The following is a 21,834-nucleotide window of genomic DNA, read 5'->3' as shown; positions in this document are numbered from 1 at the left end:
ATTTGAATCCTCGATGACTCACACGCCCTCCCAAGAAGCGAATGCCACCGCCGTGGTGCGAATGACCGGCATCAACAAGTGGTACGGCGACTACCACGCGCTGCGCGACATCGACCTGCAAGTGACGCCGGGCGAACGCATCGTGATCTGCGGGCCATCGGGCTCGGGCAAGTCCACGCTGGTGCGGACTGTCAACCTGCTGGAGCCCTTCCAGCAGGGGCATCTTCACGTTTGTGGCGTCGACGTCGGCGCCGACGAAATCACGCGCGCCGCACGGCTTGCCGTGAACCGGCGCGTGGGCATGGTGTTCCAGCAGTTCAACCTGTTCCCGCACATGACCGCGCTCCAGAACCTGACTGTCGGACCGGTGTGGGGCATGGGCGTGGGCCGCAAGGAGGCGCAAGAGCGCGCCATGCACTACCTGGAACGCGTGGGGCTGCGCGACCATGCGCACAAGCATCCGGCACAACTCTCCGGCGGCCAGCAGCAGCGTGTTGCGATTGCGCGCACCTTGTGCACGCGGCCGCAGGTGGTGCTGTTCGACGAGCCCACGGCCTCGCTGGACCCCGAGATGGTGAATGAAGTGCTGCAAACCATGGAGGGCCTGGCCGGCGAAGGCATGACGATGATGATCGTCACGCACGAAATGGGCTTTGCGCGCCGCGTCGCCGACCGCGTGATCTTCATGGACCAGGGCCAGGTCATCGAGACCGCGCCGCCCGACGACTTCTTCGACCGGCCGCAAAGCGCGCGCCTGCGGTCTTTCCTGGGGCAACTGCTCACGTATTGAGCCTGCTGCGGCGCCCTTCAACCTTCAACCTTCAACCCACACAACGGAGACAAGCAAATCATGACCGTCATCGACGTCCACACCCACATGTTCACCACCCGGTGGCTCGAACTGCTCAAGAAAGAGGGCGGGATCTACAACATCAAGACGCGGCCGGATGGCCAGCAGGAAATCTTTCGTGGCGACACGCCGGTCGTGATTCCGCAGCGAGGCCACTTCGACTATGACTTGCGCGTGAAGCACATGGATGCGGCGGGCATCGACGTGTCCGTGGTTTCGCTCACCTGCCCCAACGTGTACTGGGGCAATGAAGACATCAGCTGCCGCGCCGCCAGAGAGTCGAACGACACGATGGCCGAGGCGCAGACCACCTACCCCGACCGCATTCGCTGGTTCACCTCACTGCCCTGGGAATATCCGCAGCGCGCCATCGAGGAGCTGGAGCGCACCTGCGCCAACGGTGCGGTCGGCGTGATGGTGCTGGCCAACATCGCGGGCCGCAGTCTGACCGATTCGCTCTTCGCGCCGATCTGGGCCGAGATCGACAAGCGCGGCCTGCCGGTGCTGGTGCACCCGACCGACCCGCCGGGTGTCGACATGATGGACATGACCAAGTTCGACCTGAGCTGGTCGGTCGGCTTCATGTTCGACACCACGCTGGCCATCACGCGCATGATCTTCGAGGGCTTCTTCGACCAATACCCCAACCTCAAGATCATCGCCTCGCACGGCGGCGGGACCCTGCCCTACCTGGTCGGCCGCTTCGAGAAAGGCGACGAGGTCGAGATCCCGAGCCGCCGCAAGATGAAGCGCAAGCCCACCGACTACCTGCGCCACATCTACTACGACAGCATCACCTACAACCTGGGCGCGCTGCAGTACCTGATCTCGGTGGTCGGCGCCGAGCACGTGATGTTCGGCACCGACTGGCCGCACCAGGTGCACGACACGAAGGGCGCATTCGCCAATACAGCGAGCCTCCCGGCGGAACAGACCGCGGCGGTGCGTTCGGGCAATGCGCAGCGCATTTTCAAGCTGTAGCCGCCTCCGAATCCGCTACCGAGCGAGGTAGTAGGCGGAAAACTCACTGCTGCCATGCGCACACCGCTGGAACCCCGATCGAAGAAGCCAGCGCTCGAACCGGGGGTTCGCGATGTTCTCGACGTAGAGGACCCGGGCATTCAGCCCGTCGATTCCATCCAGAAAGCGCTGCACGAGGCGCGCAAAGTAGCCTCGGCTGCGAACCTCATCGGCGACGGTGACGTTGCCCAGGCACAGCGCGGGCTCGCCGGGGGTGGAGGGCTTGAACCATGAGTAGCGCATGTACACCTGGAGCACCGGGCTCCTGTACCAGCACGAGACAACGTGCTGTGCGCTGGGTATGCCGGCTTCGAAGTGTGTGAGCCAGGTGAAATAGCTGTCGAGTTCGGTCTCGAGATCGGTCGCGGAATCCATAAGGCATGGTAGCCCGCGTTGAGGCGGACTTTTGCGTGCGCGCAACACCGGGGGCACCAGGAAATCGGTTTCCTGATGGGGACTTTCCCCCGTAGGAAATAGTCGCGACAGTCCCATTGAATTCACTGCGTTTCGCTCTCCTGGACGACAGGCATCGCGTATTCACGGCCAATCATGCCCCGCGCAAAGAGATAGTTGCTGCGGGCCCTGTCACCCATGGCGTCGAGATCGACCGCGCCGCGTGCGTCGCAGGGGAATGCCAACGCGCGACCCTCGTGAAACAGCGACTGGAAACGGATCTCGAATGCCGTTTCGGCGGGCATCGAAGGACTTTTCAGCATGGCGTTCTCCAAAAGGCGATGGGTCTTCCTTTGCATCAATGGTCCTGCGTCCGTGCCGTTGACGCATCCTGCTTGATACTGAGGAACTCGCACATACTGAGGAGCCGGCCGTGAAGAACTGCACGAACCGGCTCTCTACAATGACCGCCGCATCTGAAATGAACTCACCTGCAGTCACACGCCGACCGGTCCGTGCGCCCTCTCGCCTGCTGATGCTCGCCGAGGTCCGCGCCGTGTGGGAAGCCGGCGCCACGATCGCCTTGTGGCCGCTGCTGAAGATCGCGCCGCGCGGCGACGGCCATCCGGTGATGGTGCTGCCCGGCCTGACCTCCGGCGATGGGTCGACGCTCCTGTTGCGCCGCTACCTGAAGGGCCGCGGCTACGAAGTGCACGGCTGGGGCCAGGGGCGCAACTTCGGTCCGCGCGCCGGCGTCGAGGACCGCATGGTCAAGAAGCTGACGGAACTGCACGCGAAGGAAGGCCGCAAGGTGAGCCTCGTCGGCAAGAGCCTGGGCGGCGCCTATGCGCGCTTCCTGGCCAATCGCCATCCCAAGCTCGTCCGCAGCGTCGTGACGCTCGGCAGCCCGTTCAAGGGCAGCCCGCGCGCGACCAACGCGTGGCGCGTCTACGAAGGCCTGAGCGGCCAGAGCGCCGAAGACTCACCGCGCATGAAGCACGTGACGCGCACGCCGCGGGTGCCGACCACGTCGATCTTCAGCCGCACCGACGGTATCGTCGCCTGGCGCTGCAGCATGGAGACCACCGGGCCGAACTCCGAGAACATCGAAGTGATGCTCGGCAGCCACTTCGGCCTTGACACGCATCCCGCCGTGCTTTACGCGCTGGCCGACCGGCTTGCGCAGCCCGAGGGCGAGTGGAAGCCTTTTCAGCGCGGCATGCTCGGGCCGCTGCTGTTTCCCAATCCGTCGCGCGGAATCGTCACGGCCGCCTGACGGAGACCGCGCCTGACCCCGGGGAAGTCGGTCAGGCTGCCTCGAAATGGTTCGGCGAACCGGACGAGATGGCTGAGCCTTGCGCGACACCACTGAGATACTTTCCCGGCGGCTTCCCAAGGGCCTTCTTGAACATGGTGATGAAGGCGCTGACCGATTCGTAACCTAGATCGGCCGAGACTTGCTGCACAGTGGCGCCGGCCGCCAGTTCCCGCAATGCGACGACCAGATGCAACTGCTGGCGCCAACGCCCGAAGGTCAGCCCTGTTTCCTTCACCACGAGACGGGCGAGGCTGCTCTCGCTGAGCGCGACGCGATCGGCCCACTCTGCCAGCGTGCTGCGGTCTGACGGATCGTCTGCCAACGCCGCGGCGATCCGCTTCAGACGCCGCTCGGAGGAAAGCGGGAGATGCAATCGTTGAACAGCCATGCGCGGCAATTCGGCGAGCAGGACCCTGGTCAAGAGTTCGCGCCGCGCGTCGTCGTCATGCGCGCAATCGGACAGCTCGACGATCGCTTCGCGCAGCAACGGCGAAATCGAAAAGGTGCAGCATCGATCCGGCAGCTCGGCGGCTTGCGGTTCGATATACACGAAATAAAGGTGCGCATTGGCAGTGGCCACGTTGCTGTGCTCCATGCCACTCGGAATCCAAACGCCGCAATGCGGCGGAACCATCCAGAGTCCGCTGGGCACGCGACACGTGACACCGCCCGCCAGCGCGAAGACGAGCTGTCCCTTCCGGTGCCGGTGGGCGGCCACCTCCGTCTTGTCTTTGGCAACGTCGATGCGCACGGCAATCGCCGGCGGCGCAGTCGCCTCATCCACGTCCAGATTCGGCCACGGGTAGCGTAGAGGCTGTCTCACGGTTGACGATTTTTGGTGATTGATTGCGATGATATCTAGATCACTCAATTGGAAGCCTCGATAGGCTTGGGTCTGGCGACTTGCCAATCACCAATCCGGAGGTACGACCGAATGCTCGCCCTGGTAAACAATCCTGAAAGCGCTGGCGCCCTGAGGCTCGCCGAGGTTGACGAACCTCGGCCTGCGCCGAGCGAGGCGTTGATCGCAGTCCACGCGACCTCGTTGAACCGCGGAGAACTGCGCCTGCTCGCACTTCGCCCGAATGGCTGGATGCCCGGCCAGGACGTCGCGGGGGTCGTCGAACGCGCGGCCGCAGACGGCTCCGGGCCCGCTGTCGGCACCCGGGTGGCCGCCTTGGTCGACGCGGCCGGCTGGGCTGAACGTATCGCCGTTCCAACCGACTGCATGGCCGTGCTGCCGGAGAACGTTGATTTCGCCAGTGCCGCCACGCTTCCCGTCGCGGGTACGACGGCGCTGCGGACCCTTCGCTTCGGCGGTGACCTGGCCAGCCAGCGAGTCCTGATCACGGGCGCCAGCGGCGCGGTCGGACGTCTCCAGATCCAGATCGCCCGACAACAGGGCGCGTCGGTGACAGCGATCGCCGCAGCCCGGCATGCCGCGGATCTCCGCGGCCTTGGCGCCGATCAAGTTGTCGAGTCGATTGAAGTGGCCGAGGGGCCCTTCTCACTGATCGCCGAGTCGGTTGGCGGGGAAAGCCTCGCGCTGGCGATCCAACGGGTCGCCCCTGGGGGAACCATCGTCATGTTCGGATCGAGCAGCGGCGAGCTCACGCCCATCGGGTTCCGCCAGTTCGTTCCGGGTCGCGAGGGCGCGAGGCTTCAGACCTTCGCCTACTACGCCTCCGGTCCGGGCATCGGCACGGACCTCGCCTCGCTGCTCGGGCTGCTCGCGGCCGGCCAGCTCGAAGCGCGGGTGGCTCTGACAGTGCCGTGGCGGGACGTCAGCCAAGCTCTGGACGCGTTACGGCGGCGCAGTATCAGCGGCAAGGCCGTTCTCACCATGACGAGATGAATCATTCGCGCACGCGGCATCGGCAAGTGCCGGGTCGGGCTTCCCCAGGTAGAACTTGAACACCAGGCGCTGCACCAGATTGCCATAGGGCGGATAGAACAGACCCATCGGGAACCACGGCGCACGCTCGTCAGGCGCTCCACTTCGGCGCCGCCGAATCCGAACGCATAGAGCGCCAGCGGGCGCGGCCTTGCGGCGATGTAGTCGATGGCCTGGTCGAGCGTGTCGTAGGCCACCACCGGAAGGATCGGTCCGAACAGTTCTTCGTTGGCGATGCGCATGTCATCGCGCACGCCGGTGACGACATGCAACGGAATTCGCCGCCCTGCCCCGTTGTCGCCGCAGGCGATGACCTTGCCGCCCTTCGCGGTGGCTTCGGCCAGTAGCTCGCGGATGCGCTGTGCGTGCGGCTCGCAAGCCATGCTGGTGTAGTCGTGGTTGCCCTGCACCGTGGGGTACAGCCGTCGGAAGGACCGCTCCACCGCGCTCGCAAAGGCATCGACATGGCCGCGCGGCACCAATGCGTAGTCGGGCGCCAGGCAGACCTGGCCGCTGCTGAAGGCCTTGCCGTGCGCGATGCGTTCGGCGGCCATCTCCACCGCGCGATCGTTGGCCACGAGCGCCGGCGACTTGCCGCCCAGTTCCAGCGTCACCGGCGTGAGATGTTGCGCTGCCGCGCGCGTGATGTGATGGCCGACCGCCGGTGAGCCGGTGAACACCAGGTAGTTGAAAGGCAAGTGCGAAAACGCCTGCGCCTCCGCGACTTCGCCGCCGAAGACCGCGACCTCGTCTTCGGCAAAGCTTTCGGCCAGCATCTGCGCCAACAGTTCGGTGGTACGAGGCGACAGCTCCGACATCTTGATCATCACGCGGTTGCCCGCGGCCAGCGCGGCGACCAGCGGCCCCAACGACAGGTACAGCGGGAAGTTCCACGGCGTGATCACGCCGACCACGCCCTTGGGCTGGTAGTTGACGCGCGCACTGTTGCTGAAGAAGAGCAGTTCGGTGGCGCGGCGCTGCGGCTGCATCCATTGACGCAGGCGATGCAGCGCGTGGTTGATCTCGAGGATCGGCCCCAGCACCTCGACCAGCTTCGTCTCGGCCGGCGAACGCCCGCCAAAATCCGCGCTCACCGCCGTGGCGATGCGATCCTGGTAGCGCTTGAGCAGGGCCCTCAACGCCTTCAGCCTGGTCTTGCGCTCGGACAGGCTCGGAAACGGATGCGCCAGGAACGCCACGCGTTGCCGCTCGAAGGTGTCCTGCATGCGTTGAACGATGGTGTCCATGGGATCGAACTCCTAGGAAGGCGCCGCCATCGACTGCGCGCCAGCGGACATCGCGGACGGCTGCCCGAGCCCGCAGCGCTCGACGATGAAGGCGCCGATCTCGTCGAGTGACTGCTTCGATTGCGGCAGCACGCCGATCAGCTGGAAGACGTGCGGCATGCGGGGCCAGACCTTGAGCCGGGCATCGACGCCATGGACACGGGCGCGCTCGACGGCACGCACCGAATCGTCGCGCAGCATCTCGCTGCCCGACACATGGAACAGCAGCGGCGGCAGTCCGGTCCAGTCGCCGAACAGCGGCGAGACGGCCGGGTCGTCTGCGGGAGCGCCGTCAAGGTAGGCGGCCTGCACCAACCCGAGCGCATGCCGGTCGAACAGCACATCGCTTTCTTCGTTGTCTTGCACCGAAGGGCTGCCGCCGGTGAGGTCGGTGACGGGCGACATCACCGCCGCGCAGGCAGGCAATGGCAGGCCTTCATCGCGCAAACGCATCAGCGCGGCCAGCGCGAGATTGCCCCCGGCCGAATCGCCGGCAATGGCCATGCGGTCGGGCGAGTACCCCTGCTCTATCAACCAGCGATAGGCGCAGACGCAATCGTCCAGCCCTGCCGGGAACCGGTGCTCGGGCGCCAGGCGATAGGCTGGCACCAGCACGCGCAAGCCGGTGTTCCGGGCCAGCCGCGACGTCAGATGCCGATAGCCATTGGGCAGGTGCAGGCTGAAGGCCCCGCCGTGCAGGTAGAGCAGCACGCCGCGCATTGCCGACAGCTCGTCGCCGATCCATTCCGAAGGCACGCCGTTGGCGTCGACGCTGGCGACGCCGATGCTGTAGGCACCGGGCCGGAGCAAGGCATCTGCGATCCGGGCCTTGTCGCGCAGTTGCTCGATGGTGACGCCCCTGCTCCACAGGCGCTTCACCCCGAAGCGCATCGCCGCATCGATGACACGCTGGGTGATCATGGCTGCTGCGCCTGCGCCGCGGGGATGTGGCTCATCGCGTTCTCGGCAATGGCCGTGATCGTCAGCGACGGGTTGACGCCGGGGTTCGCCGGCATGGCGGCACCGTCGCAAACGAGGAAGTTGCGGTAGCCAAAGAGCTGGTTGTGCCGATCGACGACACCGGTGCTCGCGTCCTTGCCAATCACCGCGCCACCGAGGATGTGTGCTGTCGACGGAATGTTGGCCAAGGCTTCGAGCACCATGCTCTGGGCAATGCCGCCGGTCTGCTGCGCCAGCCATTCCGCGGCCTCGTTGGCGATCGCGATGAAGGTCGGGTTCGGTTTGTCCTTGTCCTGTTCGGTGCTCAGGCCGATGCCGCCCAGCCACCCCCGCCTGGCGCGAAAGGCGATGGCGTTGTCCAGGCTTTGCATGACCAGGAAGATGACGGTGCGCCTCCCCCATCCGAACGGCCAAAGCACCTTCGCGAAGCGCACCGGATGGCGCACGATGCTGCCGAGCAGACGCAATGGGCGGGTCACGCGCGTGCCTTCGCCGGTGATCATGGTGAATTGGGTCGACATGAAGTCGCCCTTCGCGCCATAGGTAACGAATTCGATGTGCGTGTCCGGCCGCGGGTGGATGCTGGCGCTGATGGCCACGTCGTTGCCCGGCTTGAGTTTTTCGTCGGGCAAGGTCACGGCCAGTATCGATTCGCTGTTGGTGCGCACCAGTTCGCCGAGCCGGTCGCTGATGGCAGGCAGCGAGCCGCCGTGCTTGCATTTGGCGAGCAACCGGTTGGTGCCCAGCGCACCCGCGGACATCACCACGCCGCGCGTCTTGAAGCTTCGCCGCTGCTTGTTGAACCACGCACCGGGCCGCTGCGTGGTGACGCCGTAGCCGTCGCTGCCGTCGGCTGCGCCGAGTGGGCGGATGTCGACGACTTCATGTTCCGGCAGGATCCGTGCGCCGGCCTTCTCGGCGAACCACAGGTAGTTCTTCACCAGCGTGTTCTTCGCGCCGACGCGGCACCCCACCATGCAGGCGCCGCAGCGCGTGCAGCCGGTCCGTGCCGGTCCCTCACCACCGAAATACGGATCGGGCACCGCCCTGCCCGGTTCGCCGAAGAAGATGCCCACCGGGGTGCGCTTGAACGTCTGCTCCACGCCGAAGTGCCGGGCCACATCCATGAGCAACCTTTGCCCGTCGCTTTCGAAAGGCACGGTGTTCACGCCGAGCATGTGTTCGGCCGTGTCGTAGTGCGGGCCGAGCGTGGCCGCCCAGTCTTCCAGGCCGGCCCACTGCGGATTGACGAAGAACTCCGGTGCGCCGCGATACAAGGTGCAGGCATAGACGACACTGCCGCCCCCCACCGCAGAACCGCTGGCGATGAACACATCCTTGAAAGGCGTCAGGCGCAGGATGCCGCGCAGGCCCAGCGCAGGCGCCCAGAGAAAATCGCGCAGGTTCCAGGTCGTGGCGGCATAGTCCTCGTCGCGAAAGCGCCGGCCGCATTCGAGCACGGCCACCTTGTAGCCCTTCTCGGCCAGGCGAAGCCCGGACACGCTGCCGCCGAAACCCGAACCCACGACCAGCCAGTCATAGTCGAAGGTCGTCATGCCACATCGCGCAGTTCGCGGCGCAGGATCTTGCCGACGGCCGATTTCGGCAGCGCTTCGACAAAGCGCACGATGCGCGGCACCTTGTAGCCAGTGAGCTGGTTGCGGCAATAGGCCACGACATCGGCTTCACTCAGCTTCGCATCCGCGGCCCTGACGATGAACAGCTTGACCGCCTCGCCCGACTTCTCGTCCGGCACTCCGATGCAGGCGCATTCGAGGACGCCGGGGCAGCCGGCGGCCACGTCCTCGATCTCGTTCGGATAGACGTTGAAGCCCGAGACGATGATCATGTCCTTCTTGCGATCGACGATCTTGAGGAACCCCTTCGCATCGAACACGCCGACATCGCCGGTCCGGAAGTAGCCGTCGGCGGTGAATGTGCTCGCGTGGGTCTCGGGCCTTTGCCAGTAGCCGCTCATCACCTGCGGGCCCTTGGCGCAGACCTCGCCGGGCTCGCCGATGCCGACTTCGCCGCCTTCGTCGTCCAGCAGCTTGATGTCGGTCGAGGGCATCGGCAACCCGGTGGTGCCGGTGAACTCCTTGACCGCGGCCGGGTTGAAGGTCAGCACCGGCGAGGTCTCCGACAGGCCGTAGCCTTCCCGAATGAAAGTGCCGGTGAGCGCGCGCCACTTGTCGGACACCGCACCAATCACTGCCGCGCCGCCACCGCCCGCCAGGCGCAGGTTGGACCAGTCGATCTCCTTGCTCCTCGGGTGCGCGCACAGGCCCGCGTAGAGCGTGTTCACACCCATGAACACGGTCGGGCGCGCCTTCTTCATCGTGTCGATGAAGCTGTCGAAGTCGCGCGGGTTGGGCACCAGCCAGTTGTCTGCGCCGACTGAGAAGTAGGTGATGAAGTTCACCATCAGCGCGAAGATGTGATACAGCGGGATCGCCGTGACGATCACCTCCTCGCCCGGGCGCACGTTGTCGGGCATGCAGGCCTTGAACTGCTCGGTGTTGGCAATCAGGTTGCGGTGCGACAGCGTCGCGCCCTTCGACAAGCCTGTGGTGCCGCCGGTGTACTGCAGGAACAGCAAGTCGTCGCCGTTGAGATCGACCGGCTCGAACGGCAACTTGGCCCCCTCTTCGAGCGCCCGGGCCAGCGATGTGGTGTCATTCAGCCGCGCATCCAATGGCGGGCTGGGAATCTGCACGCCGCTGCCGTCGCCGACACCGGTGGTCAACACGGTCTTCAGCCGGGTCTTCCCCATCACTTCGGCGACCGTGGCCGACACGCCGTTGTAGACGACGATCGTCTCGACCCCGGCGTCGTTGAGCTGGTGTTCGAGTTCGCGCGGCGTGTACAGCGGATTGACGTTCACCTGCGCGGCCCCGGCGCGGATGATGCCGAGGAAGGCAATCGGAAAGGCGAGCAGGTTCGGTGACATCACGGCGATGCGGTCGCCACTCCGGACGCCCAGCCTGCCCTGCAGGTAGGCCGCGAAATTGCGCGACAACGCGTCCACCTGGGCATAGGTCAGCGTCTGCCCGGCACAGCGGAACGCCGGCTTGTCGGCGAACCTCTGCATCGCCTCTTCCATCATCTCGACGACCGAGCGGTAGGCGTCGGGGTTGATCTCCTTCGGGATGTCGCCATAGCTGGCGTGCCAGTGTCTCGATGTCATGATGCGCTCCTCTCAGGGCTCTCAGGGCGTGACGATGTTGAAGACGGGATTGAAGTCGACCACGTTCGCCACCACCGCGGCGAAGCTCTTCGGGTCGCCCTCGACCTTGAGCAGACCGGCCTGCACCAACTCGGGCACCTTCTTGCCTTGCAGCAGCATGGCCAGGAATGCGGGGCGCGTCAGCGTCAACGTGACATCGGGGTTCTTCAGCACGCGCCCCTTGGTGTTGTTCAGGACGGAATTCGACAGCTCCAGTGCCCAGACTTCGTTCGTGTCGCTGAACACCATGCTGATCGCGGCTTTCATGCCGTCGGTCTTCTCATGGTTCAGGCGCAGGGCGATGTAATCGAACAACAGCTCGTTGGTCATGCCGCGCACGGTGTCCGGCCCACTTGAACTGGCGTCTACGGCACGTGCGCCGGCGCGCAGTTCCAGAGCGCCCATCAGGTAGGCATTGCGCCAGGTGGCGGATTCGGCCTGGTAGCCCAACTGCTCCAGCGCATCGGCCTGTAGCGCGCGCGCCTCGGTATTTGCCGGGTTGGCGAAGACTACATGGTTCACCAGCTCTGCGACCCAGCGGTAATCGCCTTGGTCGAAGGCTTTCTTCCCGATCGCGAGGACCGCGGCCTCACCACCCATCGTAGCCACGTAGCGCTTGGCGGCATCGGCCGGCGGGAGGCGATTCAGCGTCGCCGGGTTCGCATCGTAGAAGCCCAGGTAGAAGTCGTAGACCGCGCGCAGGTTGTGGCTGAGCGTGCCGTAGTAGCCGTGCGAGCTGGCATCCTTGGCGAGTTCCTTGGGGAAGAAGGGTTCGTTGCCGAGTTCGTCCATCACCATGCCCTGGTTTGCCAGGTGGAGCGCGCGGTCGTGCAGGAAGCGGTAGGTGTCGCGCTGGTTCGTCAGGAACTTGCGGATGTTCTGGTTGCCCCAGGTCGGCCAATGGTGGCTCGCGAAGGCCACTTCGACGTCGGGGTACAGGTCCAGCGTCTCGTTGATGTACTTGCTCCATGAGAGCGCGTCACGCACCTTGGCGCCACGAATGGTGTAGATGTTGTGCATCAGCTTGACGGCGACCTCGGACAGGCACAGCGCCTTCTTGTCGGGGAAATAGATCATCATTTCCGACGGTGCTTCCGAGCCCTGTGCCATCTGGAACTGGATGCGCACGCCGTCGATGGTCATCTCCTCGCCGGTCTTCTTGATGACCTGTGTCGGCGGGACCAGGCCCGGCGCCCCGTTGCTCACCGCCAGCCCCAGGCCAGTGCCCACCGATCCCCTGTCGTTGGCCGGCAGCGCAACGCCATACATGTAGTTGGCGCGGCGCGACATGGCATTGCCGGCAAGCACGTTCTCGGCCACGGCGTTGTCCATGAAGCCTTCGGGCGCGATGACCTTGACCTTGCCCGACCGCACGTCGGCCTCGTCGATCACGCCGCGCACGCCACCAAAGTGGTCGACATGGCTGTGGGTGTAGATCACTGCAACCACCGGCTTGGTGCTGTGCAGGTACTCCACGGCCAGCTTCATGCCGGCCCGGGCCATGTCCTCGGTAAACAGCGTGTCGATGACGATCCAGCCGCTGGCGCCTTCGACGAGCGTTATGTTGGCCATGTCGTAGCCGCGGATCTGGTAGATGCCGTCGGCCACCTTGAACAGGCCCTGCGCGGTGTTGAGCTTCTGCTCGCGCCACAGGCTGGGGTTGACCGTCGCGGGTGCATCGCCCTTGACGAAGTCGTAGCGCTGGGTGTTCCACACCAGCCGGCCGTCCGGGGCCTTGACCACCGGGTCCTTCAGTTCGGCCAGCTTGCCGCGGGTGGCGTCTTCGAAGTCTTGCTTGTCGTTCATCGCCATCGCTTTGCGCACGGCTTCGTTGGCGCGCTCGGTGGTGGCAGTGGCGGGCTTTGAAACCGGAACCGCCGTGCTCGATGGCTGGGCAAGGGCCACTGCGCTGGCCAGCACTGCGACGGCGGCGTACACCGTGGCAGAGACAAGTGGCTTTTTCATTGTTCCTTCTCCTGATATGGATAGGGGTCGGGTGAAGCAAGGTGCTCAGGCAGATGCCGGACGCGTGCCGCGCTTGACCGGTGTCGCTCGTTTTCGCGCCGCCGTCGTCTTCACGGCGGTCTTGCGCGGCGCCCTGGGAGTTGCCTTGACCGGGGCCCTGGACGATTTCTTCGGCGGCGCAGGGGCTGGTTCGGCGACCGGCGAGCCCGCGCCCAACGCGGCCTGCAACTCCACGAAGGCTTGTTCGGTGAAGCGCGCCAGTTCTTCGATGTGGGGCACCGCATCCGGCATGGCGAGGAAGCCGAGTTGCAGCCGCTCGCCCAGCGTGACCGCGGTGACATTGAGCTTGTGCCCGGCGGCCACCACCGATACCGGCAGGATGAGTTCCACGGCGGCGCCCATCAGGTATGGCTGGCCAGTCAAGCCGAAGGGATTCGACACCATCAGGTTCGACAGGCGCGGCGCGGCCTGGGCAGCGACCATTTCCATCAGCAGCGGCACGGCATGCACGATGGTGGTGTAGAGCATCACGGTGTCGCTGCTGAGTGTCTTCAGCGATTCCTTCAATTGGCCGGTCTCGGCGCGGATCGCGGCCAGTCGCTCGGCCACCGAAGCGCCGACCTTTCCCAGCGGAAACTGCAGCACCGCGATCTGGTTGCCGCCCTTGGCGTCGGCCAGTGCCACCGGCATGTCTGCCACCAGCGGCTCCTTGTGCGTGCCACCGCGCTTGCGCAGGTACTGCTGCATGGCCATGTCGAGCGCTGTCAGCAGCAGGTCGTTGATGGTGGCGCCGTGCGCCTTTCCCAGGCTCTTCATCTCGGGCAGCGGCAGGGTGCAATAGGCATAGCTGCGCTTGGACGACAGCGCACCATCGAAGGCCGTGGACACCTTCATGAATGGCAGCGCCAGCTCCTTGCCGAGGCTCAACGAACGCAGCCCTTGCTGGGCGAGCATGCCGTACAGGCCGGCCGCCGAGAACAACACGCCGGTGACCTGGCTGCTTGCGCTCATGAGCTGCTGCACCATGTCGGTACGCTCCTTGGCTGCAGCGCTGGATCGCGGCACGCCGTCCCACAGGGCGCGCACGACCTTGTCTTTCGGGTCGTCGGTGAGCCACAGCGTCACCGCCTTGACGAACGTGCGTCCGTCGATGATGCCGTGGTGCGCCTTGCCGTACAGCGCCACGCGGCCATCGGCCAGCCCGTCGATGACATGGAACTGCCAGAGGAGGCCGGAACGATCGAGCTTCTTCTCGTGCAACGCGCAGACCTCCTTCAGCAGCGCGTCCATCGTTGCGTTGTCCAGCGTCAGCCGGTGCACATGCTCCCGGATGTCAGGGTCGGTCATCGGCTCGACCGAAGGCAGGCGGGCCAGGGACTGCTTGTAGCGGTAATTGAAGGGCGCACCGGGCGGCCGCTTCAGCAGTTTGGCGTGCAGCTTGTCGGCAAAGTTTCCCTTGAAGCCCTCCGGCGGACGCAAGAGCACCAGAGGCCCGATGTTGAACGGGCGGGCAGGCGTCTCCAGCAGGAACATGGCCAGGTCAATCGCCGAAAGTGCGGGCATCGCTGTCTCCTGTCTCTCGTCGCTCCGATGCGCCTTGCAACGGCACGACTGGTTGGCAGGGTCATGCGCCGCTCCGGCATTGCGGGCAACCTGAAGACTAGCCGCCCATCGGCGCGCAAAAAATAGCGGTGCGCACTTGATAGGAACCCGTGCGCGCACCTAGGCCAGTAGGTGCTGCCACGTACTACCCGGCTCTGCAGCTTGCATTGCCGTAAGCATGCAGTCATCGACCTGCGCCACAGTGGAACCGCTCAACCTTGGGAAGGAAGCAATGCCTCACAGGAGAAAAATCCCTACCGAGCGCATCGAGGTCACCGATCAGGTGGGCAAGCGGCACGTCGTGCTGCGCTATACCGAAACCCTCGAAGCGAACCCTGACGAAGACGCGGACATTCCACGCGAAGTGACGACCGAGTACCGCCTTGCGACGGGCCGAAGCGTCGTCAAGACCGGCAACGACACATTTCAGACCGATGACGGTCTGCTTCGGCTCAAGGCGTTGTAGCGACGCGGCAGCGCCGCGATCGGGGCCGCTGTCACGAAGGCCGCCGGACGCCGCAATTCTGGATGTTGACCTCCACCGGCTCGCCGTCACGGAAGTCGGCATTCAGGGGAATTTCGGAAGTGCCGAGCGACCAGGTCTGAACGCCGTGGTCCCGATAGCGCACCACCAGGTAGGGTGCGTTCGGCGCGGCGCCGACGGCGCAGTCGTGGTCGGCCTTCGGCGCCAGTTTCCCGGCTTGTCCCAGGTCCACCACGACGCCACTGCGCCAACCCTCTGCCCGGTCCTCGAAGCTGAGGCCCGCGCAGCCACCGAGCATGGCCAGCAAGGCGGAAGCCACTGCGATCTTGGCAAGAGGAGATGTCACGCTGCCAAGTATGGCGGTTGACGCTGACGGCGACGTGACACGCTACTCAAACACCTCGTCCCCGTTCGGCTCGTAGTGCGGCACCGCGTTCATGTTGTGCCGCAGCGTCGACAGCGCCCAGTACATCCGCTTGCGCGCCCTGCTCTGGTTGCCCAGCGGGCGATGGTCGGGAATGGTATGCCACGGGTTGTAGGACAGCCGCTTGGCGAATTCCATCTGCGCCGGTGAGTTGAATTTCTGGCGCGGCAGCCTCAGTGTCGCGACGCTGACGCGCGGAGACAGCTTCTCGGGCCACAGCACGCCGGCGTTCTCGATCGGCATGAGATGCGGGTCGGTCTGCATCTGCACGCGGATGTCGAGTTCGACATCGCCTTCGGCGAGCGACGCCACCATGGCGTTGCGCAGATAGTCGTCCGGCGGACGCAGCGGAAGCCGCGGGATGGGCGTGCGTTTCGTGCTCTTCGGCCACACCGAATACTGCATCGCCTGGCCCTCCCCCATCAGGTAGGGAACGCAGCTGAAGTACGGCGCCTCGAAGGGACTGCTCTGCGTCTTGATGAAAAGCGACTGCATGACCAGGTCGAGGATGTGCGACTCGCGCAGGTTCACGAAGTAGAAGATCTGTGCGTTCTTGACGCTTTCGATCTGCAAGGCCGCATTGCACTTTGCATTGGGCGTCACGAAAGTGGGCGTCGAGACGGCGAACATGTCCAGCGTGAACTGCTCGTCATCCATCAGCTTCGGTCCGGGCACGCCCATGAGCTTGATGCTGATGCTCATGAACCCCACGTCGTCGATGTCGGGCGTGATGTAGGGGCCCGGCCCCGAGAAGCGCACCCATGCGGGAAAGGTCTGCGCCTTGGCGTAGATGCCGCGCTTCATGTGTGCCGGGATATCGTCGTGCACGATGAACTCGCCGCGCACGATGCCCTGCGTCTTGGTGTTGCCGCCGCGCTCGAAGCCGCCGGGTTTCCACAGGTCGGTCATCTGCCGGGTGAAGCTCTTGACGATCGAATCGGTGAAGCTCTCTTCGTCGGGCAGGAGCCGTTCTTCCGCAATCTGCAGGCCTTCGTCCGTCCGTCGGCCGTTGATCAACGCGGTGGCGAAGCGGGCCAGCGGATCGCGCAGGAAGGCATCGAAAGCCGGCCTCAAGAAGGGATCGAAGCGGCGCTCCAGGCGAATCATTGCCATGCCCGCATCGCTGACGAAGTCGCGCAAGGCGGAGCCGGTATTGGCACGGGGCGTCGGACGGCTGACGTTCGAGTTCATGGTTCCACCCTGGAGATGTACCGCAGCGCGCGAAGTCCCGGCAGGAAGAAATAGGCACCACCCCGCACGGTCACGAACCGCGGCAGCCCGCACACGCGACGGGCCGGACCGGAATCGACGGGTATCGAGAAGGTGTCCGTGGCCGTGCCGTCGGGTCGCGGGAGATGGTTGCCGATGAGCGGATCGCTCTCGTTGGCCAGGCCGTCGAATCGAACGCCCGACAACCACGCCGACTGCACGAATTCGAACTGCCGCGCGATGTTGGCGCCGAGGCAGATGAAGTGCAGGCCCGTGCCTTCGCTCGCATCGCGGCCCGCGAGGGCATCGTCCAGCGACACGCCGGTGCCATACTCGCGGCCGCGCCGCAGCAGCCGGTGGAAGCGCGTCGACGACACAAGGTCCTCGGCCAGGGCCTCGGCGTCGAAGCCGAGCGTGCGCATCGCCCACGAGATGAATCCCGGCTCGCCCGGCGGAAGGTCGGTATTGCGCGGATTGCTGCGCCGGATGTGGGCGCCGATCGGACAGCGCAGGCCTGCGGCGTCGTCGCGGTAGGTGAATGTGTTGCGCGGATCGCTCTCGCCGTCGATCGCCTCGTCGGGACGGCCCATCAGCGGCTCGCCTTCCATCGTTCGCCCGACCATCGCTTCGGCCAGTTGCTTGCGTCGCACCGGGTCGCCCTGCACCTCGCTGTCCATGAAGCGCCAGAAGCCGGCGACGTCCTGCTCCAACTGGCGAAGCACGAGGTAGCTGCCGTTGCGGCCGAGATCCGCCATGTCCGGCGCATCCTCGGCGAGCGCGAGAAGCGCGTCAGGATCGCGTTGCGCGTCGAGCAAGGGCCGGTCTGTGTATTCACCGTATTCGTTCGGATAGCCGAGCAGGAACTCGCCGAGACAGGAGAGATTGGTGTAATCCTGGCGCTCGAGGTCGCGCGCCGCACGCTCGCGTTGCCAGTCGATGGTGGGTTCGGAGATACCGTCCGCAAAGCCGAAGGGCTCGACGCCGTCCATGTCGGAGGTGTCGAGGCAGGCCAACTGCTCGAAGCCCTCCTCGGCCCCCGCCATGGCGCTTTGTCCCCATTCGTCCAGGCCGCCCGGCGCGGCATAGAGCATCACCATGACGTGCGGCATCGTGTCCGGCGTGCCGCCCCATTGCCAGTGTGCCGGATCGCTCGCGCCCAGATCACCAAGGCGGCGCGCGCGGCTCGAATCGCTGTTCATGCCCACGATGAACTCCGACGAGAAGCCTTCGATGATGTCTTCGGCCACGCCCAGCGCACGCAGGCCTGCGCTGGTGAATGCGATCTGCAACGCCGTCTCCGGCGGCTGCTCGCGCTTCGTCGCGCTGGTCACGGGCGCATTGGCCAGCCAGGCGCGCGCTACCTCAGCGTTCGTCACGCGCAGCAGCAGGAAGTACGCCTGCGTCAGGCGCCGGTAGCCAAAGCGCACCAGGCCCTGGATGTCGTCGTAGTCCACTGGTGGTGCGATGGTCATAGGACAACCTCCGTGCTTCGCTCTGCGGTGCGAGCTTGCTTGGGGCGGCCCGGCGCGGCGCTCATAGCAGCCTCAACCATTCACGCGCCTGTGCGACGTTCATCGTCGCCATCTCGAATCCGTCCCGGATGCGCTGGTTGCGGTCGAGATCGGTGAGTGTGAGACCGGGGTAGGCCTTGTACCAGACCTGCGTCGGCAACTGGTGGCGGCGCTGGTAGTACTTGAAGCGAAGCTCGTGACGCGCGCCGCCCATCACGAGCCAGTCGGTGCGCGGCCAGCCGAAGCCGTTGCTGAAGATCAGGTTGAGACCCCACGCCGCCTTGTTGATGAAGTCGTCCATGTAGCTCTCGTGGCTGCCGTCGTAGTTGCTCGCGAAGAGCACGCGGGTCTTGCCGTCGAGGAACACCCAGCGCGCGAAATGGATCGTCTGCACGCGCGCCAGGTGGCCTCGCCCGAAGACGTGCCGGCACGCGTAGTCGATCAAGAGAAGCAGAAGCTGTGTCAGCCAACGCCGGAACCAACCCGGCTTGACTGGCCCAAGGGCCGTGAAGCTGTTGGTGAGATCGTGGTCTTCGAGCTGCTGCATCTCCAACACCGCGGCCCTGTCGGGGCGTGGGCAGAACTCGGGGTCGGTTTTCTCTGCGCGACGCAGCAGCACGATGACGAACGGCGACAACACGATCACGAGCGGCAGCAGGATGAGCCCGATCAGCGGAATGCCGATGGCGTGAATCCAATTGCGCAGTTGCCAGTCGAAGGGCGTCCGCTCGCTCGAATTCAGCAGGAGGCGGCCGGCCAACTGCTCCTCCTGCACGAAGGCCAACAGCGCTTGCCGCGTGCCTTGCGGGTCGTCGTCGGCACTGCCGTCGCGCGGCACTTGCGCGGACAACGCGCCTTGCAGCGCACTGTTCTGCCGGATTTGCTGCACGGTGCGGCCGATGCGGTTCACGTAGCCGGCAGCCACGGGCACGTCATGCGTCGTGAGCCACCGGAGCAAGTCGCGTCCGGCATCGAAACCTTCACAGTGCGAGAAGATGCGGCGCAAGCCCGGGCCCGCGAGATCCGCGAACTCGGCCAGTTGCGCCTCTGCCGGACCGTCGCATTCGCCCAGAAAGACCAGGTACTGCGGCACGCGAGGCCGCGGCAGGCCGAAGACTTCGAGGTCCGCCATCGTCGCGTCGCTGAGCAGCGCAAAGCGTGCGAAGTGCAATTGTTCGAACTCGCCGAATGGCACGAGCGGATTCCCGGGATCCGCCATGCCGGGCGCCGCATTCATGGTGTCCAGCAATTCCCGCAAGTCGGACTCTCGGCCCGCCGCCAGCGCCGCGACCACCATGAAGTGGGATTGTGGAGTCACCGCATCAGAACTTGAGACAGAAGTCGATCAACCTGTCCTTGCCCCAATACACCTTGCCGAGATAGAAGTTCGGCGAGATCAGCCGTATCTCGTCGCGGATCCAGTGCGCGACCAGCGACGTCTGGGAGTAGTCGAGCACGATGCACTCCTTGCCGTCGAGCCAGCTATTGCCCTTGGCGACCTTGGCGATGATGGCTTCCACGCCCAAGGTCGTGATCTTGTTCTTGAGTTCGCCCTTCTCGGGGTCGAACACCTTGCCCTGCCAATTGAAGAAATTGATGATCTTCGCAATCGGCAGCGAATACTGCGTGCCGGGCGCGATGATCGCCGTGCCCTCGGCTTCGCCGGAAGGGATGTCGCCGGCCGGGCTGGCTCGAAACAAGTCGTCGAGTTGCTGCTGCGACATGTCGAGCAGTTGCTGAGCGTCATAAGCCATGCGCGTTCTCCTCTGAGGAAGCCCCTCTGTCCGCCACAGTGTCAGCCAATCGACAGGGGGCGTCAATTTGCCGAAAGGGGTGTGCGGCCCGCTGCCTGCAGCACCACATCGGCTGCCTTCTCGGCAATCATGTAGACCGCCGCGACGACGAAGAAGCCCGGTATGCGTGGGAACACGGAAGCATCGACGACGCGCAGCCGCTTCACGCCGTGCACCGCGAACGCGCTGTCGAGAACGCCGCCTTCGCTCTCCGCGCCGATCGGGCATGAGCACGAGGCATGGTGTCCCCAGGCGGTGTCGCGCACGTAGTCGGCCAAGGCTTCTTCGCTCTGCACGTCGGGGCCAGGGGCGAGTTCTTCCGCGATCCATCCGCTCTCGATCAGAGGCGCCGTCATGCGGCGCACGAAGCGGATCGCCTCCACCACGGCCTTGAGGTCTTCGCCGGCCTTGTCGTCGCCCTCTTCGAAGTAGTGGAAGTCGACAAGCGGCATGTCGCGCGGATCGGCCGACCGAAGGCGCACCGTGCCCGCACGGTTCTGTGTGTGCGCCTTCAGCACGGCCCAGGTCAGGCGGTCGGGATGGTCGCGAATCCAACTGGAGAAGCCGCTGAAATAGCCTTCGAATCGCGCCAGCAGCGCCATGCAGAAGAGATCCGGCTCATGCCTCCGGCCCGAAGCACCCTTGGACCGCTGCACCACGCCGAGCGCGGCGCCGTTGGACGCATACATGCCCGACTCCCCCTGGTTCCAGTGGCGCCACAGGGTGTCGTCCCGGTCGAAGCGAGCACCCTCCAGCACTTCCCAGGACTCGCGCATGCGGTGCGTGACGGCGACCTCGTAGCGGTCCTGCAGGTTGCGACCCACGCCGGGCAGGTCGACGCGCACGGGAATGCCGTGCGCGGAGAGTTCCGCCGCAGGACCGATGCCCGAGAGCATCAGCAGTTGCGGCGTGTTGAAGGCGCCGCCACACAGGATGACTTCGCGATGCGCCCTCACCTCTCGGCGCTCACCGGCCATCTCGCTCGGGCTGACGTGAGCGCGATACAGCCTTTCGCCCTTCAGGAATTCCACGCCGCTGGCGCCACCGTCGGCATCGAACAGCACCCGCGTGGCCAGCGCACCGGCCTCCAGGTGCAAGCGGTCGGGAAGCCGACGCGCCACGTCGAGCAGCCGTTCACGCACGCCCATGCGTCGATGGTCCGACGTCGCGAGCGGCGTGTAGCAGATGCCTTCGAAGCTGCCGCCGCTCAGGCGCCGCGCGTTCGGGTCGCCCATGCCGCCGCGCAGCCAGCGGAGCGTACTCAGCAGCGGCATCGGCAGGCCGCTGGTGAAGGTCCGCGCAGTGTCGCGCAGCACGCGCACCAGGCCGTCGTCGCCCAGCACCGTCATCGGAATGGCCTTCTCGGTGCGCAACCACCCCTGCCAGCCGTGCCCGGTGGGGTCGAGCCCCAGGTGCCGCAACGCACGCCACACCGGCCGATGCCGGCAGTCCTCGACGCGCCAGGCAAAGCGTCGCATGGCCGTTGCGCGCCAGGACAGGTCGCCCGTGAGCTGTGCGATGTGGTTCCAGTCCGACGGGTGCGGCAGCATGAAAATCATCGCGTTGTGCGAGGTGCAGCCCCCCAGGCCCGCCGCGCGCGGATACAGGACACCCTGCCCCGGCGCGTATTTCCAGTCCTTGGCCTGCCGTGCATCGTCCGCGTAGTGACGGACGTGAAAGTTCCAGCTCATCGCCGGGTTCTCGCTGGCGAATGCGTGAAAGGCCGGCACGTCGTAGTCGTCCGGGAGCCGCTCGTTTCCGTTGCGCGGATCCCCGCCGGCCTCGATGAGGAAGACACGCATGCCGGCCTCGGCCAGACGCGCCGCCAGCGTGCCGCCACCCGCACCCGACCCGACGATGACATAGTCCCAGTCGTTCGCTTCGGCTCCGGTCATGGAC

Annotated in this window: 19 protein-coding genes and 1 pseudogene; 5 read left to right on the top strand and 15 right to left on the bottom strand. The window is 65.5% G+C overall.

The window, feature by feature from the left end:
- The first annotated feature begins 13 nt into the window (after nt 1-13).
- Together AC1DN9_RS18655 and AC1DN9_RS18650 are read left to right on the top strand one after the other, a co-directional pair.
- Nucleotides 14-790 (top strand): amino acid ABC transporter ATP-binding protein, encoded by a 777-nt coding sequence (locus tag AC1DN9_RS18655; protein ID WP_478102763.1) that lies wholly within the window; start codon nt 14-16, stop codon nt 788-790.
- A 60-nt stretch (nt 791-850) separates the two neighbouring features.
- Nucleotides 851-1,831 carry an amidohydrolase family protein gene (locus AC1DN9_RS18650; RefSeq protein ID WP_478102761.1) on the top strand — a complete coding sequence of 327 codons (981 nt, stop codon included), beginning with the start codon at nt 851-853 and terminating at the stop codon, nt 1,829-1,831.
- Between the two features lie 15 nt (nt 1,832-1,846).
- On the opposite strand, the gene AC1DN9_RS18645 is transcribed toward AC1DN9_RS18650, so the two are convergent.
- Complete coding sequence (locus AC1DN9_RS18645) at nt 1,847-2,245, bottom strand: hypothetical protein (RefSeq protein WP_478102759.1); 399 nt, start codon at nt 2,243-2,245, stop codon at nt 1,847-1,849.
- A 122-nt stretch (nt 2,246-2,367) separates the two neighbouring features.
- Nucleotides 2,368-2,586: a hypothetical protein gene (locus AC1DN9_RS18640; RefSeq protein WP_478102757.1), complete on the bottom strand. Its 219-nt coding sequence runs from the start codon at nt 2,584-2,586 to the stop codon at nt 2,368-2,370.
- Between the two features lie 158 nt (nt 2,587-2,744).
- On the opposite strand from AC1DN9_RS18640, the gene AC1DN9_RS18635 reads away from it, so the two are divergent.
- On the top strand, nt 2,745-3,539 hold the full coding sequence (locus tag AC1DN9_RS18635; protein ID WP_478102755.1) for an esterase/lipase family protein: 795 nt from the start codon (nt 2,745-2,747) through the stop codon (nt 3,537-3,539).
- Nucleotides 3,540-3,570: 31 nt separating this feature from the next.
- Here AC1DN9_RS18635 and AC1DN9_RS18630 read toward each other — a convergent pair whose 3' ends face one another.
- A complete protein-coding gene (locus AC1DN9_RS18630) occupies nt 3,571-4,491 on the bottom strand; it encodes an AraC family transcriptional regulator (protein ID WP_478102753.1) in 921 nt (306 codons plus the stop codon).
- 24 nt (nt 4,492-4,515) lie between these two features.
- Between AC1DN9_RS18630 and AC1DN9_RS18625 the strand changes: the two genes are divergently transcribed.
- Nucleotides 4,516-5,436, top strand: coding sequence for a zinc-binding dehydrogenase (locus tag AC1DN9_RS18625; protein ID WP_478102751.1), 921 nt, complete (start codon nt 4,516-4,518; stop codon nt 5,434-5,436).
- Nucleotides 5,437-5,690: 254 nt separating this feature from the next.
- Here the strand turns inward: AC1DN9_RS18625 and AC1DN9_RS18620 are convergent.
- The 6 genes and pseudogenes from AC1DN9_RS18620 to AC1DN9_RS18595 form a co-directional block, all read right to left on the bottom strand.
- Nucleotides 5,691-6,701 (bottom strand): annotated as a pseudogene (locus AC1DN9_RS18620) (aldehyde dehydrogenase family protein); the annotation flags it as partial.
- Between the two features lie 33 nt (nt 6,702-6,734).
- Nucleotides 6,735-7,682 (bottom strand): alpha/beta hydrolase, encoded by a 948-nt coding sequence (locus tag AC1DN9_RS18615; protein ID WP_478102749.1) that lies wholly within the window; start codon nt 7,680-7,682, stop codon nt 6,735-6,737.
- Entirely contained in the window at nt 7,679-9,277 is a 1,599-nt protein-coding gene (locus tag AC1DN9_RS18610; RefSeq protein WP_478102747.1) for a GMC oxidoreductase, read from the bottom strand. The genes AC1DN9_RS18615 and AC1DN9_RS18610 overlap by 4 nt, the downstream gene beginning before the upstream one ends.
- Nucleotides 9,274-10,908, bottom strand: coding sequence for an AMP-binding protein (locus AC1DN9_RS18605; protein ID WP_478102745.1), 1,635 nt, complete (start codon nt 10,906-10,908; stop codon nt 9,274-9,276). The genes AC1DN9_RS18610 and AC1DN9_RS18605 overlap by 4 nt, the downstream gene beginning before the upstream one ends.
- Before the next feature lie 21 nt (nt 10,909-10,929).
- Nucleotides 10,930-12,912, bottom strand: a complete 1,983-nt coding sequence (locus tag AC1DN9_RS18600; protein WP_478102743.1) for an alkyl/aryl-sulfatase — start codon at nt 12,910-12,912, stop codon at nt 10,930-10,932.
- A 45-nt stretch (nt 12,913-12,957) separates the two neighbouring features.
- Nucleotides 12,958-14,475 (bottom strand): wax ester/triacylglycerol synthase domain-containing protein, encoded by a 1,518-nt coding sequence (locus AC1DN9_RS18595; RefSeq protein ID WP_478102741.1) that lies wholly within the window; start codon nt 14,473-14,475, stop codon nt 12,958-12,960.
- 271 nt (nt 14,476-14,746) lie between these two features.
- Between AC1DN9_RS18595 and AC1DN9_RS18590 the strand changes: the two genes are divergently transcribed.
- Nucleotides 14,747-14,980 (top strand): hypothetical protein, encoded by a 234-nt coding sequence (locus tag AC1DN9_RS18590; protein WP_478102739.1) that lies wholly within the window; start codon nt 14,747-14,749, stop codon nt 14,978-14,980.
- Between the two features lie 31 nt (nt 14,981-15,011).
- On the opposite strand, the gene AC1DN9_RS18585 is transcribed toward AC1DN9_RS18590, so the two are convergent.
- The 6 genes from AC1DN9_RS18585 to AC1DN9_RS18560 form a co-directional block, all read right to left on the bottom strand.
- Entirely contained in the window at nt 15,012-15,344 is a 333-nt protein-coding gene (locus tag AC1DN9_RS18585; protein WP_478102737.1) for a hypothetical protein, read from the bottom strand.
- Nucleotides 15,345-15,386: 42 nt separating this feature from the next.
- On the bottom strand, nt 15,387-16,613 hold the full coding sequence (locus AC1DN9_RS18580; RefSeq protein WP_478102736.1) for a catalase family protein: 1,227 nt from the start codon (nt 16,611-16,613) through the stop codon (nt 15,387-15,389).
- The gene (locus AC1DN9_RS18575) at nt 16,610-18,103 is read right to left on the bottom strand and encodes a Dyp-type peroxidase (protein WP_478102734.1); all 1,494 of its coding nucleotides are present in this window, start codon (nt 18,101-18,103) and stop codon (nt 16,610-16,612) included. The genes AC1DN9_RS18580 and AC1DN9_RS18575 overlap by 4 nt, the downstream gene beginning before the upstream one ends.
- 61 nt (nt 18,104-18,164) lie before the next feature.
- Nucleotides 18,165-19,460, bottom strand: a complete 1,296-nt coding sequence (locus tag AC1DN9_RS18570; RefSeq protein ID WP_478102732.1) for a hypothetical protein — start codon at nt 19,458-19,460, stop codon at nt 18,165-18,167.
- Between the two features lie 4 nt (nt 19,461-19,464).
- Nucleotides 19,465-19,896, bottom strand: a complete 432-nt coding sequence (locus AC1DN9_RS18565) for a hypothetical protein (protein WP_478102730.1) — start codon at nt 19,894-19,896, stop codon at nt 19,465-19,467.
- A gap of 62 nt (nt 19,897-19,958) precedes the next feature.
- Entirely contained in the window at nt 19,959-21,830 is a 1,872-nt protein-coding gene (locus AC1DN9_RS18560; RefSeq protein WP_478102728.1) for a GMC family oxidoreductase, read from the bottom strand.
- Between the last annotated feature and the right edge of the window lie 4 nt (nt 21,831-21,834).

The sequence above is a fragment of the Variovorax sp. 05L425 genome (assembly GCF_056397705.1).
This window is presented reverse-complemented; position numbering and strand designations above follow the sequence as displayed.

What these genes read in the sequence shown, in the direction of transcription:
- AC1DN9_RS18625 (WP_478102751.1), top strand. Translation starts at nt 4,516, where the DNA reads ATGCTCGCCCTGGTAAACAATCCTGAAAGCGCTGGCGCCCTGAGGCTC.
- AC1DN9_RS18565 (WP_478102730.1), bottom strand. Translation starts at nt 19,896, where the DNA reads ATGGCTTATGACGCTCAGCAACTGCTCGACATGTCGCAGCAGCAACTC.
- AC1DN9_RS18615 (WP_478102749.1), bottom strand. Translation starts at nt 7,682, where the DNA reads ATGATCACCCAGCGTGTCATCGATGCGGCGATGCGCTTCGGGGTGAAG.
- AC1DN9_RS18655 (WP_478102763.1), top strand. Translation starts at nt 14, where the DNA reads ATGACTCACACGCCCTCCCAAGAAGCGAATGCCACCGCCGTGGTGCGA.
- AC1DN9_RS18650 (WP_478102761.1), top strand. Translation starts at nt 851, where the DNA reads ATGACCGTCATCGACGTCCACACCCACATGTTCACCACCCGGTGGCTC.
- AC1DN9_RS18610 (WP_478102747.1), bottom strand. Translation starts at nt 9,277, where the DNA reads ATGACGACCTTCGACTATGACTGGCTGGTCGTGGGTTCGGGTTTCGGC.
- AC1DN9_RS18595 (WP_478102741.1), bottom strand. Translation starts at nt 14,475, where the DNA reads ATGCCCGCACTTTCGGCGATTGACCTGGCCATGTTCCTGCTGGAGACG.
- AC1DN9_RS18605 (WP_478102745.1), bottom strand. Translation starts at nt 10,908, where the DNA reads ATGACATCGAGACACTGGCACGCCAGCTATGGCGACATCCCGAAGGAG.
- AC1DN9_RS18580 (WP_478102736.1), bottom strand. Translation starts at nt 16,613, where the DNA reads ATGAACTCGAACGTCAGCCGTCCGACGCCCCGTGCCAATACCGGCTCC.
- AC1DN9_RS18575 (WP_478102734.1), bottom strand. Translation starts at nt 18,103, where the DNA reads ATGACCATCGCACCACCAGTGGACTACGACGACATCCAGGGCCTGGTG.
- AC1DN9_RS18560 (WP_478102728.1), bottom strand. Translation starts at nt 21,830, where the DNA reads ATGACCGGAGCCGAAGCGAACGACTGGGACTATGTCATCGTCGGGTCG.
- AC1DN9_RS18640 (WP_478102757.1), bottom strand. Translation starts at nt 2,586, where the DNA reads ATGCTGAAAAGTCCTTCGATGCCCGCCGAAACGGCATTCGAGATCCGT.
- AC1DN9_RS18645 (WP_478102759.1), bottom strand. Translation starts at nt 2,245, where the DNA reads ATGGATTCCGCGACCGATCTCGAGACCGAACTCGACAGCTATTTCACC.
- AC1DN9_RS18600 (WP_478102743.1), bottom strand. Translation starts at nt 12,912, where the DNA reads ATGAAAAAGCCACTTGTCTCTGCCACGGTGTACGCCGCCGTCGCAGTG.
- AC1DN9_RS18635 (WP_478102755.1), top strand. Translation starts at nt 2,745, where the DNA reads ATGAACTCACCTGCAGTCACACGCCGACCGGTCCGTGCGCCCTCTCGC.
- AC1DN9_RS18590 (WP_478102739.1), top strand. Translation starts at nt 14,747, where the DNA reads ATGCCTCACAGGAGAAAAATCCCTACCGAGCGCATCGAGGTCACCGAT.